This window comes from Bradyrhizobium diazoefficiens, from assembly GCF_016616235.1.
In the GTDB taxonomy this organism is placed as follows: Bacteria; Pseudomonadota; Alphaproteobacteria; order Rhizobiales; family Xanthobacteraceae; genus Bradyrhizobium; species Bradyrhizobium diazoefficiens_H.
The window spans coordinates 4,962,804-4,980,869 of the sequence record NZ_CP067100.1 but is presented as its reverse complement, the minus strand read 5'-3'; the positions used below and the strand labels follow the sequence as shown (position 1 = coordinate 4,980,869).

The window sequence follows — 18,066 nt, the reverse complement described above, 5'->3', positions numbered from 1 at the left end:
GCGGTCGCGGTCAGATCATGTTCATGCCACCGGCGACGGAGATGGTCTGTCCGGTCATGAACCCGGCATCATCGGAGGCGAGAAATGCGACGATACCTGCGTAATCCTCGGGTTCGCCCATCCGCTTGAGCGGGATGCCGCGAACCATCGCGTCTTTCCATTTCACGGCCTGCTCGCCTTCACCAAGAACGGCCGCCATCATGGGCGTGTTGGTCGGGCCGGGGCAGACTGCGTTGAGCAGAACGCCCTTGCTTGCGAGTTCTCGCGCCACCGACTTGGTGAAGCTGATCAGCCCGCCCTTGCACGCCGAGTAGACGGCTTCGTTGCTGGTGCCGACGCGGGCCGCATCGGATGCGATATTAATGATTCGCCCGGCACGGCGTTCGACCATCAGCGGTGCGACGATGTGATGAGTATTGAGCGGGCCAAGCATATTGATGCGAATAATCTTGTCCCAAAGTGCCTGGTCGGTCGCGAGGAAAGGCATCGGCTTGTCCCAGCCGGCGTTGTTGACCAGGGCCCAGATCGGACCTAGCTCGGCCTCCACTTTGCCCACGGCAACCTTGACCGCAGCATAGTCGCCAACGTCTAGCGCGTAGGTCTTGATGATGGTTCCGGCACCCGCCAGCTTGGCAGTCTCGGCACCGGCTTCGGGCTTGAGGTCGAAAACCGCGACCTTGCACCCTTCCTGCGCGAGGCGCAGGCTGAGGGCCCGGCCAATGCCTTGTCCGCCGCCCGTTACGATCGCTACCTTGTCCTTCAACCCACGCATCGCATGTCTCCGTGTTTCATCCCATGAGGTCCAATTCGGCGCCTTCGGCCTCTTCAGCTTCACCGCCCAGCATCTCAAGCAGCGTATCTTTGAGCGTGCGCAGCGTATCCGCTGCCTGGTTCAACTGCTCCTCCGGTACGCGGTTGAGAATTTCGAGTTCGACGGTCTCGACGTGCTCGCGAATTGTGTTGACCATTTTGGCGCCGGCGCGGGTCAGATAGACGCGCCGGGCGCGTCCATCATTCCGGTCAGCGCGGCGTTCGATGAAGCCAGCACCTTCCATGCGATCGAGCAGACCGCCGATCGCCACCTTTGTCAGATCGAGATCCGCCGCAAGGGCGGTTTGCGTCATGCCGTCGCGACGCGAGAGGAAGGCGAGCACCCACCATTGGGAACGGGTAATGCCGAGCGGTTTCAGCGACCGGTCAACGACGACTCGCCGCAGGCGAGAAACGTCGTGAATGAGGAAGCCGAAGCGGAGGCTTGAATTGAGATCTCTAGCCATCGAAGGTCCTTACGGATGCGACCGCTGTTGCGTCGAGCTACGATGCGGAGCGCCGTTCCGTCGTCATTCGTGCCGCGCTCTCGACTTTGAGCGGTCTTTGAACATTTCCCTCGCGATGATGGTCTTCATCACCTCGATCGAGCCGCCGGCGATCTTGACGACGCGTGCGTCGGCATAGGCCCGGCAGATCGGATACTCCCACATATAGCCCCATCCGCCGAAAAGCTGCAGGCATTTGTCCACTGTCTCGCAATGCAGCTCCGATGTGACCATTTTGGCCATCGCGGCGTCGACGGCGTCGAGCTTTCCGAAGATGAACAAGTCGATGCACCGGTCGGTAAACACCCTGGCCATGGTGGCCCGGGCCTTCAGATCGGCGAGAACGAACTGCGTGTTCTGAAAGTCGGCGATGGTCTGGCCGAATGCTTTGCGCTCGCTCGTGTAATCGACCGTCCATTCGATCACGGTTTCGGTGACCGTCGCGGAGCGGATTGCCTGAGCGAGACGTTCCTGCGCCAGTTTGGTCATCATGTGCTGAAAACCGCGACCTTCCGAGCCGAGCATATTGGCCGGGGGCACCCGAACGTTATCGAAGAAGAGCTCGGACGTGTCCTGCGCCTTCATGCCGAGCTTTTCGAGGTTGCGTCCTCGCTGAAAGCCCTCACGGTTGGATTCCACGAGAAACAGAGTAATTCCATTTGCGCCGGCCGAAGTGTCGGTCTTGGTCGCCAAAACGATCACGTCGCAGAGCTGGCCATTGGAAATGAAGACCTTCTGGCCGTTGATGACGTACTCGTTGCCGTCTCGCACGGCTTGCGTCCGGACTGCCTTCAAGTCGCTGCCGGCGTGCGGTTCGGTCATTCCCAATGACCCGATCGCTTCGCCTCGAACCATTTTGGGCAGCCAGTGGCGCTTCTGCTCGTCCGTGCCGAACGAGAGGATGTAGGTCGCGACGAGATCGGTATGGATGAGGAAGCCGGGACCGCTCGCCCCGACGCGCCACAATTCCTCGAACACGACCACGTCGAACAGGTAGTCGAGGCCGGCCCCGCCGAACTCTTCAGGCACCGTGCAGCAGAGGAGGCCAGCCGCGCCGGCCTTCAGCCAGAGGTCCCGAGGTACGATACCGTCCTCTTCCCACTTGGCGTGGAACGGCACGATCTCCTTCTCGACGAAACGACGAACCGTCGCGCGCCAGATCTCATGTTCTTCGCGAAAAATGGAGCGCTCGATCATTGTTGCTCTGCCCGACTGCCTGTCTCTGCCTTAGGACCGTTGTGACTTGTCGCGCTCGGTCGACTTGATGATCGTATCCCGCGCGACCTTCCACTGCTCGTCGGTGAGTGCCGACAGATCGGCGAAGGTCCCCGGTCCGGCGAGATGCTGCCCGCCGTCGATCGCGATCGTTTGCCCGGTCAGGTATTCGCAGGCGTCCGACATCAGAAAGATGATCAGGCTTTGCAGTTCGCGCATCTGGCCGAACCGACGCATCGGAACCGTATCGGCACTGGTCGCGCTGGATTTGGTGTCAGGTATCGGATTGAGCTTTTCCCATGCGCTCTCCGTTGGAAACGGTCCCGGTGCGGTGGCGTTGAGCCGAATGCCGTAAGGGCCCCATTCCACCGCAAGGGACATCGTCATTGCATGGAGCGCGGTTTTCGCCATGGCTGAGGGGACCACGAAGGCAGACCCGGTCCAGACCCACGTCACGAGATTGCTGACCACGGAGCCTTTGAGGCCGGCCGCGATCCATCGCTTGCCGGCCGCCAGAGTGACGTGGAAACTGCCATCCATGACGGTGGAGGTGACGGCGCGGAATCCGCGCGGGCTCAGCTCCTTGGTCGGCGCGATGAAATTGGCGGCGGCGTTGTTGAGGAGACCGGTGAGGGGGCCGACGCTCCAGATGGCCTCCATCATCTCGTCGACTTGGTCTGCATCACGGATGTCGCAAACGTGCGTGTGAACCTTTGCCTTGTCCGACGACGCGATCTCGCGAGCCGCAGCTTCCAGCACTTGGGCGCGTCGCCCGCAGATGTGCACGGTGGCTCCCCTGTCCGCCAGCGCCTTGCTGATCTCCTTGCCGAGACCGCTGCCCCCGCCGGTAACCAGGATCGACTTCCCGGCCAGCGCATCCGGCCGAAAGATATCCATGCTCATAATAGGGCAAAGCCTCCGTTTATAGCCTTTTGTGACGCTGACCCAAAAAACTCGTAAACCTATTTACAAGATTGGGCATTGCTGTCAAGTTGCGCCAACCAACGAGGGACGGAAATTGCCCACCACGCCAAGTCAATCTCAGACCAGCCGTTTCATTGCGGCAGTCGGAGCCTACGCGCCGCTGCTGCGACTGGAACGAGCCGCCGCCGCCAAGGCTCTTACATTTTCAGGTTTGGGCGGCAGGCCGTCCGGTCGGCGCGCAGTCGCGGGTTGGGATGAAGACGCCTTAACGCTTGCCGTCGAGGCGTCGCGCGCGTTGCCGCAGCCGGAGGCCGTGACCTTTGCATCGACCTCCGCACCCTTTATCGAGCGGTCGCAGGCCACACTGCTGGTCGATGCTCTCGCCCTCGATCCCAGCGTGCGCACTGGCGACGTTGCCGGCTCGCGCCGATGTGCGGTCTCGGCGCTTCGCGATGCCTTGCTGGGTCGTGGCGATACGCTCATCGCAGCCGGGGAGAAACGGCCGGCGACCGCCGGCAGCTCGCAGCACCTGTTCGACGGCGACGGCGGCGCGGCGGCTTTTGTCTCTGATCGCGGCGCCGCGCAATTGCTCGGCCACGCGAGCCTGTCTCATGACCTCGTTGACCTCTACGCGTCCCCGGAACGTCCGCAATCCTATGCGTATGAGGAGCGATTCGTCCGCGACACCGCAATCGGGAAAGTGATCGCGCCGACCATCAAGGCCGCGTGCGCCGCGGCGGGAGTCGCGCCGTCGGAGATCGCGCGCGCGGCAGTGCACGAGCCACTCGCGGGATGCTGGCGCGAGATTTCGCGGCTGACGGGGGTGACTGCTCCAAATATCGCGGCCGATCTGGCGCAAGCCGTCGGCGATCTCGGAGCGGCGCACGCGCTATTCGCGTTTGCCGTGGCTTGCGCTGGCGCGCGCAAGGGAGATCTCGTTCTGCTGGCCGGATTCGGCAGCGGCTGCGATGCCATGGTGTTCCGCCTCACGGGAGAGATGCCAGGCGCGCGCGAAGCGGCGGCGCTGCTGAGCAAAGGCGTGGCGTTCGACGACTACATGCGCTTCCTCAGCCTGACGGGGGCCGTCCAGCTCGACTGGGGCGTGCGATCCGAATTCGAGCAGAAGGCCCAGGCGACGGTGCTGGAGCGCTACGGCCGTGACATGATCGGATTCGTCGGCGGCCGCGACGCCGACGGCAATGTCCAGTTTCCGAAGAGCCGGATTCCGGTGCGGCCGGGCGCCACTATGCCCGAGCAGCTCGAGGACGTCCGGCTGGCGGACTGCGCCGCCAGGATCGTCTCGGTGACCGCCGATCGGCTCAACTTCACGCCCGACCCGCCGTTCTGGTTCGGACTTGTGCAGTTCGACAACGGTGCACGCGTGATGATGGAGTTCACGGACGGGGACGGCCGCGGATTTTCGGTCGGGGACGCGGTTCGACCGCTGTTGCGCATCAAGTCGCGCGATGCCCGGCGCGGCTTCAGGACCTACTTCTGGAAGGCGGCTCCCGCGGACCGTCCCACCATCGAGGGATAGACATGGCCACAGGCATCAAGGATAAGGTCGCCGTCATCGGCATGGGGTGTACGTCGTTCGGCGAGCATTGGAACAAGGGCCCCGAGGACCTGATGGTCGATGCCTTTGTCGAGGCTATTGCCGACGCCGGCATCGAGAAGAGTCAGATCGAGGCTGCCTGGATGGGCAATGCCCTCGATGACATCAATGTCGGCAACAGCGCCTTACCGCTCGCGCACGCCCTTCGCCTAAGAGGCATCCCTGTGTCGCGGGTCGAGAACATGTGTGCGACGGGTTCGGAAGCATTGCGGGCGGCGAGCTATGCCGTGGCCGCCGGAGCGGTCGACATCGCACTCGCGGTCGGGGTCGAGAAGCTCAAGGACACGGGCTATGGCGGACTGCCGCTTCGGACCAAGGGCCTCGCTAACGATCTGTGGATGCCCTACGGCTCGGCGCCGGGATCGTTTGCGCAGTTGGCCGGGGCCTATGCGGCGCGCCACGGTATCGAAAAATCCGATCTGAAGCGGGCGATGGCTCATGTGAGCTGGAAGAGCCACCAGAACGCGGCCCTGAACCCGAAGGCGCATCTGCGCAAGCCCGTCGACGTGGAGACCATCCTCAAGGCGCCGATGATCGCCGATCCACTGGGTCTGTTCGATTGCTGCGGTGTGTCGGATGGCGCAGCCTGCGCCATCGTGACGACGCCCGATATCGCGAAGGGCCTGGGCATCGGCAATCCCGTCACCGTAAAGGCGATTCAGTTGTGCGCCAGCCATGGCTGGGAGCTGCAGTACGGCGAATGGGACGGAAGTTACGTCGCAAACACGCGGCAGGCTGCGAAGCGCGCCTATGCCGAAGCGGGCGTCGAAGCGCCGCGCCGCGATCTGTCGGTCACCGAGGTGCATGACTGCTTCTCGATCACCGAACTCGTCACAATGGAAGATTTGAATCTCTCCGACGAGGGGCGCGCGCCATTCGATATCCTGGACGGTCGTTTCGATCGGGCCGGGGCGCAGCCTTGTCAGATCGATGGCGGACTTAAGTGCTTCGGTCACCCCGTCGGCGCTTCAGGCCTCCGAATGGCTTACGAGGTCTACACCCAACTGCTTGGGCGCGCCGGAGATCGGCAGCGCGGCACGGTCGATCTTGGATTGGTGCACAATCTCGGAGGGGCCCCCTTCAACAGCATCGCGGCGGTCTCGATTCTCGGGCGCCTGCAGTAGGAGGATCCGCACGTGGCGGGAAAATATTTCGAACAGTTCGCGGTCGGCCAGAAGTTCGTGCATGAGGTGCGGCGTACGGTCACCGACATGGACAACATTCTGTTCTCGACGCTGACGCACAATCCGGCGGCGATCCACATCGACCACGAATACGCGAAGACCACCGAGTTCGGACGTCCACTCATCAATTCAATCTTCACTCTGGGCCTGATCGTCGGTCTGTCGGTACAGGAAACCACGCTGGGAACCACCGTCGGCAATCTCGGCTGGGAGGAAGTCGCCTTTCCGAAGCCTGTCTTTGCCGGCGACACCATCCGCGCAGAGACGACGGTGCTCGCCCTGCGCGCCAGCAAATCGAGGCCTCAGCAGGGCATCGTCACCTTCGAGCATCGCGGCTACAACCAGCGGAACGAGCTCATCGCGACTTGCAAGCGGGCCGCGCTCATGTTGCGGGTGCCCCAGCAATGAGGCTGCGCTCGCTATTGTTCGTACCCGGCGATTCCGAACGCAAATTCGCGCGGGGACGGGAGTCGGGCGCCGACGCGCTGATCCTCGACCTCGAGGACTCTGTAGCGCCTCCTCAGAAGCTAGCGGCCCGGGGTCATGTCGCCCGGCTTCTCGAAAGCCAGGAGTCCCGTGACTGGGCGTTCTTCGTGCGCGTCAACGCACTCGATACCGGCTTGACGCTTGACGACATGGCCGCAGTGGTCAAACCCGGGCTCGACGGGCTGCTGATTCCGAAAGCCAACGGTGCTGCGGACATCGAGCGCATCGCTCATTACCTCGATGCCTTCGAAGTGCGGTCTGGCATGGAGCGCGGTTCGGTGCAGATTGCCGTGGTTTGCACCGAGACCCCGCGGGCGATGTTTGCGCTGGGCTCTTATGCGCCGGCACATCCGCGGCTTGCGGCGCTGACCTGGGGTGCCGAAGATTTGTCTGCGGTGATCGGTGGAACCGACAACAAGGAAAGCGACGGTAGCTGGACCTGGCCGTATCAGGTGGCGAGGACGCAATGCCTGTTCGCAGCGGCCGCCGCGGAGGTTGCGCCGATCGATACCCTCTTTGCGGATTTCAGGGATTCGGAAGGGCTCGAACGCGACTGCCGACGCTCGCGACGAGACGGCTTCGTCGGGCGCGTGGCGATTCATCCCGACCAGGTTGGCGTGATCAACCGGTGTTTTGCGCCATCCGAGGCCGAGATTGCGCAGGCGCGCAAGATCGTCGCGGCGTTCGAGGCCCATCCCGGCGCCGGAACGCTCGGGATCGACGGCAAGATGTACGACATCCCCCACCTGAAGGCCGCGCGAAAGACGCTGGCTTCTCTCTAGATACAGCCGGTTTGCGAAGAGCATACGCCCCATGACGGAAGTGAGACCATTACCCACGGACGACGAACGGAATGCGATCCGCGAAGGCGTGCGCGCCGTGGTCGCCCGGTTCGATGACGAGTACTGGCTCGCGCGCGACGAGGATGGCAAGTTCCCGCATGAATTCCATCGCGCCATGGCCGAGGCCGGCTGGTTGGGCATCACCATGCCCGAGGCGTACGGCGGATCCGGGCTCGGGGTCACCGAAGCCGCCATCATGATGCATGAGGTGGCAAGCCATGGCGGGGGAATGGCGGCGGCCTCGACCGTGCACATCAACCTCTTTGGGCCGCATCCGATCGTGGTGAAGGGCACATCTGAGCAGAAGGCGCGATGGGTGCCGCAGCTCATCGCCGGCAAGGATCAGTGCTGCTTCGGCTTCACCGAGCCCGACGCGGGCTTGAACACGACACGGATCAAGACCTTCGCCGAGAAGGTCGAGGGAGGCTACATCGTGCGTGGCCAGAAGGTCTGGACCTCGACGGCACAGGTCGCCAACAAGATCATGCTGCTGACGCGCACCACGAAATACGAGGATTGCGCGCGGCCGACCGACGGGATCACGATCTTCTACACGGACCTGGATCGGAGCAAGATCGACGTCCAGCGCATTCCGAAGATGGCGCGCAAGGCGGTCGATTCGAATGCCATCTTCATCGACGGGCTGTTCATTCCCGAAGAAGACAGGATCGGCGAGGAAGGCAAGGGCTTCTCGTACATCCTGCATAGTCTCAACCCGGAACGCGTGCTGATCGCCTCGGAAGCCGTCGGTATCGGACAGGATGCGTTGCGTCGGGCGACCCGCTATGCCCAGGAGCGTGTCGTGTTCGACCGGCCGATCGGGCAAAACCAGAGCATCCAGCATCCGCTTGCCGAAAAATGGATGTATCTCGAATCCGCTTGGCTCATGGCGGTCAAGGCTGCAGAGCTTTACGATCAGGGACTGCCGTGCGGGGCCGAGGCGAATTCGGCGAAGTTCCTCGGCGCGCGAGCTGGGCACGAGGCTGCCTGGCAGTCGATCATGACCCATGGCGGCTTCGGCTATGCCAAAGAATATCACGTCGAGCGGCTCTATCGCGAGGTCTCGCTCACGCGGCTCGCGCCGATCACAGAGCAGCTCATCCTCTCGTTCGTGGCCGAGAAGGTTCTTGGCCTGCCAAAAAGCTATTGAGGCGCACTATGGGAATCATGGACGGAAAGGTCGCACTGGTCACGGGCGCGGGCCGCGGGGTCGGGCGAGGCATCGCGTTGGCGTTCGCCAAAGCGGGGGCGGCCGTGGTGGTCAACGATCTCGGGGTCAATCTTGCCGGCGAGGCAAGCGAGAGCACGCCGGCCAAGCAGGTGGCCGAGGAGATCAATGCGGCCGGAGGCCGGGCCGTCGCCAACACGGACAGCGTCACGAGTCCAAAGGGCGCTCAATCGATGGTGCAGATGGCGATCGACACATTCGGTCGGATCGACGCCGTCGTGAATAATGCCGGGAATCTGCGCGATGGGCTGTTTCACAAGATGACGGAGGAGGAGTTCGAATCCGTCATCAGCGTCCATCTGCGAGGCAGCTTCCATGTCAGCCGCGCCGCGGCGCCGTTCTTCAAGACACAAGCATCAGGTGCTTACGTGCACATGACGTCGACATCCGGGCTGGTGGGCAATTTCGGGCAGGCCAATTACGCGGCGGCCAAGCTGGGTATCGTCGGCCTGTCGAAGTCGATTGCTCTCGACATGCAGCGCTTCAGCGTCCGTTCGAATGCCGTGGCACCATTCGCATGGACGCGAATGATCGTTTCCATCCCGACCAATACGCCCGAGCAGCAACGGCGCGTCGACGGCCTGAAGAAGCTCGTTCCAGAGAAGATCGCCCCTTTCGTGGTCGCGCTCGCGAGCGATGCGGCGGCACACGTCACCGGACAGATCTTCGGAGTTCGCAACAACGAGATCTACCTGTTCTCGCAGCCGCGTCCGGTCCGGACCGCGCACACGGCGGAAGGGTGGACACCGGAGACGGTGATCGACCGGGTGTTTCCGATGTTTGCGAACGATCTCTATCCGCTGCATCGCTCGGCCGACATCTTTAGCTGGGATCCCGTCTGAGGAACGTGGAAGCCCGCGTGCAGGAGAGAAACAGCATGAAGTTCGATCAGGATGTTGCAAAGCGGTTGCGCAGCGGCCTGAAGATCCCGGTCATGGCCGCGCCGATGTTTATCGCATCAACCCCCGACCTGGTGATCGCGCAATGTCTTTCCGGCATCATCGGCTCCATCCCGGCGCTGAACGCGCGCACTAGCGCGGAGCTGGACAATGATCTGACGCGGATCGAGCAAGGGCTGGAAGGATGCCAGATTCCCTACGCGGTCAATCTGGTGGCGCACAAGTCGAATGACAGGCTCGAGGCCGATCTGGAACTGACGATCAAGCACCGGGTGCCGATCGTGGTCCTGGCGCTGGCGGCGAGTGCGAAGATCGTGGAGGCCATTCACGGTTACGGCGGCATCGTACTCAACGATGTAATCAATGATCGCCAGGCGCGCAAATGTGCTGATCTCGGGGTTGATGGCATCATCGCCGTCGCGGCCGGTGCCGGCGGCCACACCGGCAATGTGTCACCATTTGCGCTGATGGCGGAGATCCGCGAATGGTGGCACGGGCTCTTGATCCTCTCGGGCTGTATAGCTACGGGAAGCGCCATATTGGCAGCTGAAGCGCTCGGGGCGGATCTCGCTTATGTCGGTTCGCCCTTCTTGGCCTCGACCGAGGCCAATACTCAGCCCGCTTTCAAGCAGATGATCGTGGATTGCGCGGCCAAGGATGTCGTGATCGCGAATTGCTTCACGGGGGCCAATGCCTCCTTTCTGCTGCCGTCAGTGACGGCCAATGGACTGGATCCGGCATCATTGTGGCGCCCGGATCGAGGGGCGGTGAACATCTCGGGCGGTGGATCCGATCGGAAGGCCTGGCGCGATATCTGGAGCGCGGGGCAGGGCATCGGTGCGGTCAAGCGCGTCGAACCTGCAGCCGACTTCATTGCATGGCTGGCCGAGGATTATGCTCGGGCGCGGCGCGCGATTGCCGCAGTCTAGAGCTCCACCCTGCCCGCAGTACCCTTGGAATCGAAGACGGCAGAGCGTGAAAACGCTCCATCTGTTCTTTTGATTTGCAGCTCTCTGGTTCGCGCCGATCAGATCGGCGGATGGTGCTGGACCTCGGCGTACTTCTCGTAGCCTTTGCCGACGCCATACTCGATGATGCCGTATCCGACCTCGTCGCCATCGACGACCTCGATCACGTGGTCGGCAAGCGTGCGCACCAACCGCCGCGTCGCCGGGTCGGAGAGGGTCCAGACATCATGTTCCGAGTAGAATTTGCCCTTGTCGTCGCCGTGGAACCAGCCGCGCAGGCCGCCGTACAAGCCGCCCTTGAGGAAGTAGCGCGCCGGCAGCGCGCGGACCTTCACCTTCCGGTGCGTTCCATCCGAGAACACGGCGTCGAACACGGCGCGCTCGACCGTTTGGCCGTGAGCATCGTCGGCCCAGACGACGTCGTGAGCGATGCCGGCCAATTTCCGCGTCGTCTTCGACCGCTCGCCGATGGTCGTCACCTCCTCGCCGGAGATGTAGATGAGGTCACCGGGGGCGCGCTCCTTGAAGAACAGGTGCAGGCCGCGGTTTGCGAATTGCGCCGTCGTCCAGCAGTAGAAGAAAGGCGGATAGAACGTGACGGGCGGGCTTGTCTCGTCGGTGCGCATCTCGCCGCGAATCCCCCACGAATGATCCCGCTGACCGATCCAGCGCGTGGCCTCGATGTCACGCCGCTTGCCGTCGACCTCGATCCAGCCACGATAGGCGCCAAGCTGTTGGGCGCGCGCCATGTGCTCGGTAACCCGGCCATTACGGCGGCGGAAATGCTCTTCTTCCTCGTGCGGGTTCATGGTGGCGATGAACTCGAGGTCGAACGCGAGGCTGGACTCATTCGGCTCAAGCAGCAGGCGATGACGCCGCAGCCCTTCGAGTATCTGGATGTGAAGCGGGCCGATCGAGGTGGTGAGCGGATTCGGCCGCATCCTGCGGGAGACCCTGAAGTTGTGCTGCCGGCCGTCGACGGTGACGCCGGCGAAACCATCCATCACGTTGCGGTTCGGGTGCCAGCCGAGCCCGACGTCGAAGATGAAATCGCCGTCCGGCTTCGGATGACCGGTGTACCAGTAGCGCTCCATCCAGCTCGGATCGCTGTTCATGACGTGGTCGAACGTTGTGGGAAGCTGGTGTCCGATAAAGTCGTCTTGAGCCGATAGCATGCCGGTATTCCTCTTCAGTCTTCGCGGCCCCGCGAAATCTCAGTGAACATAGGTTTGGCGCTGGTTTCGATGTCCCACTTGAGCTGGCGGTTGAGACAATCGCCCAGGATGGTCTCGACTCGGGCGACGACGCTGCCGGGCAGGCTGCCGCGGCGTTCGGCCAGCCAGTCGATCATGTGGCAGAGCTGTTCATCGCCAGCGTTGCGCCTGGCCTCCAGCGCGCCCTCATCTGGTAAATCAGGAACGTCCGTGACACCCGGCAACGGCGCGCCGGGCAATTCTCCCGCCATGGCCTGAAGTTGCTTGCTGGCCTTGCTGAAGGCGAGCAGCTGCTCCTGGAAAAAGCGGTTCGACCAGCTGGCGCGGCGCTGGATGCTGTTAAGCATGTAGATGATGCCGATAGCTTGGCCGCGCGCAAACTCCCCTTCGAGATTGGGAATGACTTCTCGCCGCAACGTAGCGATCATCCCGTCGATCAACCTGGGAAGCGAGTTGTTCACGAGCTGCGCTCCATGATCTTGGCAATCTGGCGAAATACCGGGCCGATTTGCGTCGCCATCGCGGGCATCCGCATGTCGTTGAACAGCCCATCCTCGAAGCACCGAGCTGCCGCCATGTGGGTGAGGGCGAGCTTGAGCAGCGAGAATACGATGTAGAAGTGGAGCGCCCCGCGGTCGATCTTATAGCCCGCCTTGTCCTGATAGCGCGCCAGGAAGGCGTCCTCGTCGGCGAGGGCGCAGACCATGCGGGTGCCGGCGCGGTATTGCGGTAGAAAGGCCCAGCCAAGGTCTTCGGTCGGGTCCCCGAGATGGACCAGTTCCCAATCGAGAATGGCGGAAATCCGCTGATCCTGTTCCAGGAAGTTTCCTAGCCGATAGTCGCCATGGACAAGCGTGACGCGGGGAGCCCGCGGCTTATTGCGGCGCAGCCAAGCGAAGGTTCGATGTGCCATCGGGTGTGCGCGCAGGGCCCAGCGGCGGTACCGTTCCCACCAGAAGTCCAGTTGACGATCGGCGGCGTTGTCGACGGTAATGCCGGGGTCCCACTGCGCCAGTTCGGTGCGCCGCCAATCGAAATTGTGGAGCGCGGCGAGGGAGTCGATGAAGTCCGCTGCGAGGCTCTCGCGACGGGCATCATTCATCGCGCCATCGCCACCGCCCCAGGGGAGCGGTGTATCGCCGGCGACGCGCTCACAGAAGAAGAACGGAGCGCCTAAGATGGAATTATCGTCGCTGGCCGCGAACGCTTGGGGCACGGGCACGCCGCTGCCCTCCAGCGCGGATAGCGATTGAAACTCGGGCATCGCGCTGTAAGGCGCGAAGAGGCCATAGGGGGGGCCGATGCGCAGGATCATGTCGTCGGCGCGCGGATGGCCGCGCAGCTTGACGCCGTAGGTGATCCAGGAAAAGCCGGCAGGAAATTTCTGAAGCCGATCGATGACGACGGGATATCCCGCGTCTTTGCTGAGGAAGTCCCCGACTGCGGCCTGCAGCGCCAACGGATCCTCGAAAAGCGCGAGACCGCGTTGTGCTGTCTGCGGCGGGGGGCCCGCCGGACGTTGAATATCTTCGTGCTGCCGCGTCACGGCCTGATCCATGCTCCCTCTGGGGTCCGGGATGAAAGATGACGATGCGCCGTCTACCGGGACTTATGATAAACTAGCACACCAAATTGTCCAGCCGCGCATGAGGTCGCGATGTCCGCCGATTGAGACTGCGTTTTTCGTAATCGCACCAAAGGCTTTATGCAGCGTGAAAAAAGAGCTTGGCACGATGTGCAAGAAAAAGGTAATGTAGTTTATCAAATAAGCAAGGGTGTCGGGCATTCGGAGGCAGAAATGAAGCTCACCGCATTTGAGTTTGCGATCAAGGACGGTGTTGCGCACATCACCTTCAATCAAGCCGAGCGCGGCAACCCACTGGACGGACAGTTCGCGGAGGGTCTGAACAAGCTTGCGACGGAATGCACGGTCAATCCGGACGTCAGGTCCGTGCTGATCGATGCGAAGGGCCGGTTTTTCAGCGTGGGGGGCGATCTCAACTCGCTGGCGCGCGACCGGCGTGATCTGGCGAATTTCGTTTCGACTGCGACGGCGGACCTGCACATGGCGATTTCGCGCTTTGCGCGGATGAACGCACCTGTCGTCATGGCGGTCCATGCCCTGGCCGCGGGCGGAGCGGTGGCGCTGGTCGCAGGCGCGGATTTCGTGTTGGCGTCGCCGGCGGCGAAGTTCTACGCGGCCTTCGCCGGGATCGGTATCGTAAGCGACAGCGGCGGCTCATACTATCTGCCGAGGCGCATGGGCAGCCGGCGGGCGTCGCAATTTCTGATGTTGAACGAGACGCTTTCGGCCGACGAAGCCGCCGCGGCGGGATTGATCAACCGGGTCATCGCCGCGGAGTCGCTCAACGACGAGGCCTGGGTGCTCGCCAGGCAATTGGCCGTCGGCCCCACGCTGGCCTATGGCGAGATCAAGAATCTTCTGATCAGCAGCGAGACCGAAGGGCTGGAGGGGCAGCTCGAGAACGAGGCGAGAGCCATGGCGCGCATCACACGGACCGAAGACGCGTGGAACGCCATGCAGGCCGTTCTCGGGAAGCGAAAGCCGACCTTCGAGGTGCGTTAGGCAACCTGCCCGCATGTCGATGTCTGTTGAAGTGACCGGAAGGACTAGATCGAATGCTGTTCACTGAGGATCAACTCGCAATTCGCGATCTGGCGCGTCGTTTCGCGCGGCAGCGGCTTGCTCCCAGCTATCAGGCACGCGAAAGAGCGGCTGTCATGGATCGCGACCTCGTCCGGGAGCTGGGTGATCTCGGACTGCTGGGAGTGGATCTACCAGAGCAGTTCGGCGGTCTGGCGGCGCCCGGCGTCACCGCGGGCGTGATCGCCGAGGAGCTGGCCTATGGCGATTTCAACATCAGCACCGTGCAGGTCAACGTCTCACTGCTGGGTGCCATCCTCGCCAACAGCGGTTCCCCGGATCTCGTGCAGGAATGGCTGCCGCGCATGATCAGCGGCGAGAAGCTGCTCGGCATTTGCGTCACAGAGCCGGGCGGCGGGTCGGATGCGGGTAATATGAAATTGCGCTGCCGCCGCGAAGGCGATCACTACGTCCTGAACGGTGAGAAGACCTCGATCACCTTCGCCGATTGCGCCGACGCCTTCATCGTTTTCGCGCGCACCGGCACGGCCGAAAGCGGCGCCGGCGGCATCACGGCGATAGTCGTTTCCGCCGACAGCCCGGGTCTGTCGCGTACGCGCTTCAACGACGTCGGAAGCCGGATCATCGGCCGCGGGTCGGTGTTCTTCGACAACGTCCGTGTCCCCGCGGCCAACCGTCTCGGCGCGGAGAACCAGGGCTTCACGCATGTGATGCGCGGGTTCGACTACAGCCGCGCGCTGATCGCGCTGGAATGCATCGGCTGCGCGCAGGCATCGCTCGACGAGGCCTTTGAGTACACCAAGACGCGCAATGCCTTCAACGCGCCGATTGCCCAGTACCAGGGCGTGACGTTCCCGCTCGTCGAATATGAAAGCCAGTTGGCGGCGATTCGGCAATTGTCCTACCACGCGATCGAATTGCGCGATGCAGGGCAGCCCCACACTGCGGAGGCGGCGATGGTGAAATGGATGGGCCCGAAGACTGCTTTCGACGCCATCCATCAGTGCCTGCTGACCTTCGGTCATTACGGCTGGACGCTGGACTCGCCGCATCAGCAGCGGATGCGCGACGTGATGGGGCTGGAGATCGGAGACGGCACCGCCGGCATCATGAAGCTGATCGTCGCCCGAGAACGCATCGGCCGCGCGGCCGTGCAATACGCCAAGCGATAACGTCGATAGATGGGTCTTGGATGCTAGGACCTTCCCAGGCCCGATATCCGGAAGGTAGGCGAAATGACGCAGACCGTGAACCTGCAGATGCGGCTCGTTGCCCGTCCGACGGGAGTGCCGCGGCCGCCGGACTTCGCGCTGGTGCGCGAACCGGTCAGGCGTCCCGGGGAAGGCGAGATCCTCGTGCGCAACCATTATCTGTCGGTTGATCCGGCGCAGCGCGGATGGGCCAATGAGGAAGGCAACTACAGCGCACCTGTGCCGCTCGATACGCCGATGCGCGCGCTCGCGGTCGGCGAAGTCGTCGAGAGCCGGAGTCCCGGCATCGGAGAGGGCGACTTCCTGTACGGATGGTTCGGATGGCAGTCACATTGTACGACGACGCCCGATGCGATCCTGCGGCGGGTGACGCCGTCGACGTTGCCGCTCAGCGCCAATCTCAGCCTGCTCGGCATCAACGGCCTGACGGCCTATCTCGCGTTCAACGGTCTCGGCAATGGCTGATCGAGCAGGGGCTGGCGCGAGAGGAAGGCGGACAGGTACGTTTCGCGCGGAACATGCTCGAGACCCTCGAGGGACGCGAACTGGCACGGACCGCGGCGGATATTTCCGCGCGCACCGGCCTTGAACACCTCGACGCGAAGGCCGGGGACAAGATCGACGGCCTCTATCGGCGCATGCTGACGCTGAACAGCGGGCGGTTCGCTCTGATTGAGCGATCCCATGAGTTCGTGCTGGTGCCGTGGCGGCCGGTGCTGGAGCGGGCGCGCGGGCAACTGGTCACCGGTCAGGTCGGCGGGGAGGGCATATCCTGGTCGATCGGCATCAAGCGCGGGATCGGACGATGAAGGGCTTACTTCCGCTTGGTTGCTCCTTGCGTCGAAAAGCGATCGACGTCGGACGTCTTGACCAGGACGGCGCCGGGCTCGTCGACCGGCGAGGCGAGATATTTGGCGCGAGCGATCTCCTCGATCCTCGACCTGTTCTTGAGGAACGCTTCTACGCGTCCCTCTTGCCCGAGGCCGTCGGCACCAAAATGGTCGTCCAGCGCCTCGCGGCTGACCGCGCAGTTGACTGCTCCGCCGAGTGCTTGGCCCTGGAACGTCACGACGTCGCGGCTGAAGTCATAGCGCGCAGGTGGATTTTCGAAGGAGAGATCGATGCCTGGAATGACCGAGCGAGGCGCACCAATGGTCTTGAGCACCACGTCACGAACGGACTCCGAAAGCAAAGCAAGCCCTTCGAGCATCAGCTGGCGCCATTTGGGGCCGCGGCCATGGGCCTCCTCCCACGCAGATTTCAGTTCCTGGGGCCGCTTTTCAGCGAGAACCGCGAGCAAGGCCTCGGACTGCTGCAGGTCCTTGTCGCGTTTTGCAAACCCCTCCGGGCGCCGGCGGGAGACGATGAGCTTGTGGACAGCGTAGCGCGCCGGAGCCGGCACGTGCACGTAGATGCCGGCGCCATGCAGGATCACGGCGGGCTCAGGATCGCGGATCAGGAAGTCCAGGAAGCGCAGCGGCTGGGCGTCGGTGTTCAGGGCAGGTAGCTTTTGGGGACGGCCGGTCTCCTTGCCTTCGTGGGGCGTGAGAAAGTCGACGCGCAAGCCGCCCTTGGCGGCATAGCTCGTCACGCGTCGGCCGTCCGAGACATGAGGAACGGCACGAAAGGTTTTGTCGACTTCCTTCAGCACCTCCAGAACGGGCGGCGTGGAGTCCTCGACCGCCACCGAGACATTCTTGAATTGGGCAATGTCGACGTCGCCGGTTTGCAGCGAGCCGGCGGACAGGCGAACGCCAAGCATCGGAGCATAGGTTTGGTAGGCGATCGTTCCGACCAGCACGCCGCGAAGGCGAAATACGCCAGCCTTGGCAAGCGCTGCGATGATATCGCCGATCTCGGGAATGGGACGAGGAAAACTGAACGACCGGACCAGGGTAGACACAAGCGCCCGGCGCTCGCGCTCGTCTTCGCGAACTTCCTTGTGGTGGGCGATGCGCTCCAGAAGCTCCGGCGTCTCCGGTCCGACATAGCGCTGCGACCGATCGGCGCCGGTGCCGGTCTGGAAGTACCAATACTTACGGCCATTGATGCTCTTGGCCGTGAACGATCCGTCGTCCGTGAACGCGTCCTCGAAGGCAGCGTTGGCGGTGCGCTCAAGGAGCTCGGCATAGGTCGTCTGGGCGACGAGGGTCGGGGCAGGCATGGTCGTTTCCCGAGTTATACTCAGTTTGCGGATTGAGTATAATTGAGGTGGAACCGATCGTCCAGCGCGTTTATACTCACTTCGCGAAGTGAGTATAAACGGGATTAACCCTGATTTCGTGCCGAATCGGCGCGCCTGGCCCCATCAATTGGGTTGTTTGGCTAGTTCCGCTCT

At 62.9% G+C, this 18,066-nt stretch carries 19 protein-coding genes; 11 read left to right on the top strand and 8 right to left on the bottom strand.

Annotated features, from left to right (window positions below):
* Positions 1-10: 10 nt before the first annotated feature.
* From JJB99_RS23825 to JJB99_RS23810, 4 genes are all read right to left on the bottom strand, one after another.
* Positions 11-772, bottom strand: coding sequence for an SDR family oxidoreductase (locus JJB99_RS23825; RefSeq protein ID WP_200494729.1), 762 nt, complete (start codon positions 770-772; stop codon positions 11-13).
* 16 nt (positions 773-788) lie between these two features.
* Positions 789-1,277 (bottom strand): MarR family winged helix-turn-helix transcriptional regulator, encoded by a 489-nt coding sequence (locus JJB99_RS23820; RefSeq protein ID WP_200494728.1) that lies wholly within the window; start codon positions 1,275-1,277, stop codon positions 789-791.
* A 63-nt stretch (positions 1,278-1,340) separates the two neighbouring features.
* On the bottom strand, positions 1,341-2,513 hold the full coding sequence (locus JJB99_RS23815) for an acyl-CoA dehydrogenase family protein (RefSeq protein ID WP_200494727.1): 1,173 nt from the start codon (positions 2,511-2,513) through the stop codon (positions 1,341-1,343).
* A 30-nt stretch (positions 2,514-2,543) separates the two neighbouring features.
* Positions 2,544-3,422 carry an SDR family oxidoreductase gene (locus tag JJB99_RS23810; RefSeq protein WP_200500272.1) on the bottom strand — a complete coding sequence of 293 codons (879 nt, stop codon included), beginning with the start codon at positions 3,420-3,422 and terminating at the stop codon, positions 2,544-2,546.
* A 43-nt stretch (positions 3,423-3,465) separates the two neighbouring features.
* Here JJB99_RS23810 and JJB99_RS23805 point away from each other — a divergent pair, with 43 nt between their 5' ends.
* Genes JJB99_RS23805 through JJB99_RS23775 form a run of 7 tightly spaced genes read left to right on the top strand, consistent with a single transcriptional unit; the run spans position 3,466 to position 10,638 of the window.
* Entirely contained in the window at positions 3,466-4,992 is a 1,527-nt protein-coding gene (locus JJB99_RS23805) for a hypothetical protein (RefSeq protein WP_200494726.1), read from the top strand.
* Between the two features lie 2 nt (positions 4,993-4,994).
* On the top strand, positions 4,995-6,194 hold the full coding sequence (locus JJB99_RS23800) for an acetyl-CoA acetyltransferase (protein WP_200494725.1): 1,200 nt from the start codon (positions 4,995-4,997) through the stop codon (positions 6,192-6,194).
* Between the two features lie 12 nt (positions 6,195-6,206).
* Complete coding sequence (locus JJB99_RS23795; protein WP_200494724.1) at positions 6,207-6,662, top strand: MaoC family dehydratase; 456 nt, start codon at positions 6,207-6,209, stop codon at positions 6,660-6,662.
* Positions 6,620-7,522: an HpcH/HpaI aldolase/citrate lyase family protein gene (locus JJB99_RS23790; protein WP_349628976.1), complete on the top strand. Its 903-nt coding sequence runs from the start codon at positions 6,620-6,622 to the stop codon at positions 7,520-7,522. The genes JJB99_RS23795 and JJB99_RS23790 overlap by 43 nt, the downstream gene beginning before the upstream one ends.
* Positions 7,523-7,553: 31 nt before the next feature.
* A complete protein-coding gene (locus JJB99_RS23785) occupies positions 7,554-8,732 on the top strand; it encodes an acyl-CoA dehydrogenase family protein (protein WP_200494723.1) in 1,179 nt (392 codons plus the stop codon).
* Positions 8,733-8,749: 17 nt separating this feature from the next.
* Complete coding sequence (locus JJB99_RS23780; RefSeq protein ID WP_433995729.1) at positions 8,750-9,652, top strand: SDR family NAD(P)-dependent oxidoreductase; 903 nt, start codon at positions 8,750-8,752, stop codon at positions 9,650-9,652.
* Between the two features lie 35 nt (positions 9,653-9,687).
* Positions 9,688-10,638, top strand: a complete 951-nt coding sequence (locus JJB99_RS23775) for an NAD(P)H-dependent flavin oxidoreductase (RefSeq protein ID WP_200494721.1) — start codon at positions 9,688-9,690, stop codon at positions 10,636-10,638.
* Between the two features lie 98 nt (positions 10,639-10,736).
* On the opposite strand, the gene JJB99_RS23770 is transcribed toward JJB99_RS23775, so the two are convergent.
* The 3 genes from JJB99_RS23770 to JJB99_RS23760 are packed head-to-tail and all read right to left on the bottom strand — an operon-like array spanning position 10,737 to position 13,449.
* Entirely contained in the window at positions 10,737-11,852 is a 1,116-nt protein-coding gene (locus tag JJB99_RS23770) for a hypothetical protein (RefSeq protein ID WP_200494720.1), read from the bottom strand.
* A gap of 14 nt (positions 11,853-11,866) precedes the next feature.
* Positions 11,867-12,352 (bottom strand): hypothetical protein, encoded by a 486-nt coding sequence (locus JJB99_RS23765; RefSeq protein WP_200494719.1) that lies wholly within the window; start codon positions 12,350-12,352, stop codon positions 11,867-11,869.
* Entirely contained in the window at positions 12,349-13,449 is a 1,101-nt protein-coding gene (locus JJB99_RS23760; RefSeq protein WP_200494718.1) for a phosphotransferase family protein, read from the bottom strand. The genes JJB99_RS23765 and JJB99_RS23760 overlap by 4 nt, the downstream gene beginning before the upstream one ends.
* 147 nt (positions 13,450-13,596) lie before the next feature.
* Here JJB99_RS23760 and JJB99_RS23755 point away from each other — a divergent pair, with 147 nt between their 5' ends.
* The 4 genes from JJB99_RS23755 to JJB99_RS23740 all read left to right on the top strand — a co-directional run bounded on the left by JJB99_RS23755 (position 13,597) and on the right by JJB99_RS23740 (position 16,537).
* Positions 13,597-14,478 (top strand): enoyl-CoA hydratase/isomerase family protein, encoded by an 882-nt coding sequence (locus JJB99_RS23755; RefSeq protein WP_200494717.1) that lies wholly within the window; start codon positions 13,597-13,599, stop codon positions 14,476-14,478.
* Positions 14,479-14,531: 53 nt separating this feature from the next.
* The gene (locus tag JJB99_RS23750) at positions 14,532-15,689 is read left to right on the top strand and encodes an acyl-CoA dehydrogenase family protein (protein WP_200494716.1); all 1,158 of its coding nucleotides are present in this window, start codon (positions 14,532-14,534) and stop codon (positions 15,687-15,689) included.
* 63 nt (positions 15,690-15,752) lie between these two features.
* Positions 15,753-16,193 carry a hypothetical protein gene (locus JJB99_RS23745; protein WP_200494715.1) on the top strand — a complete coding sequence of 147 codons (441 nt, stop codon included), beginning with the start codon at positions 15,753-15,755 and terminating at the stop codon, positions 16,191-16,193.
* The gene (locus tag JJB99_RS23740; RefSeq protein WP_246775319.1) at positions 16,190-16,537 is read left to right on the top strand and encodes a DUF3363 domain-containing protein; all 348 of its coding nucleotides are present in this window, start codon (positions 16,190-16,192) and stop codon (positions 16,535-16,537) included. The genes JJB99_RS23745 and JJB99_RS23740 overlap by 4 nt, the downstream gene beginning before the upstream one ends.
* A gap of 5 nt (positions 16,538-16,542) precedes the next feature.
* Here the strand turns inward: JJB99_RS23740 and JJB99_RS23735 are convergent, their stop codons facing one another.
* The gene (locus JJB99_RS23735; RefSeq protein ID WP_200494714.1) at positions 16,543-17,892 is read right to left on the bottom strand and encodes a GSU2403 family nucleotidyltransferase fold protein; all 1,350 of its coding nucleotides are present in this window, start codon (positions 17,890-17,892) and stop codon (positions 16,543-16,545) included.
* Positions 17,893-18,066 lie beyond the last annotated feature (174 nt).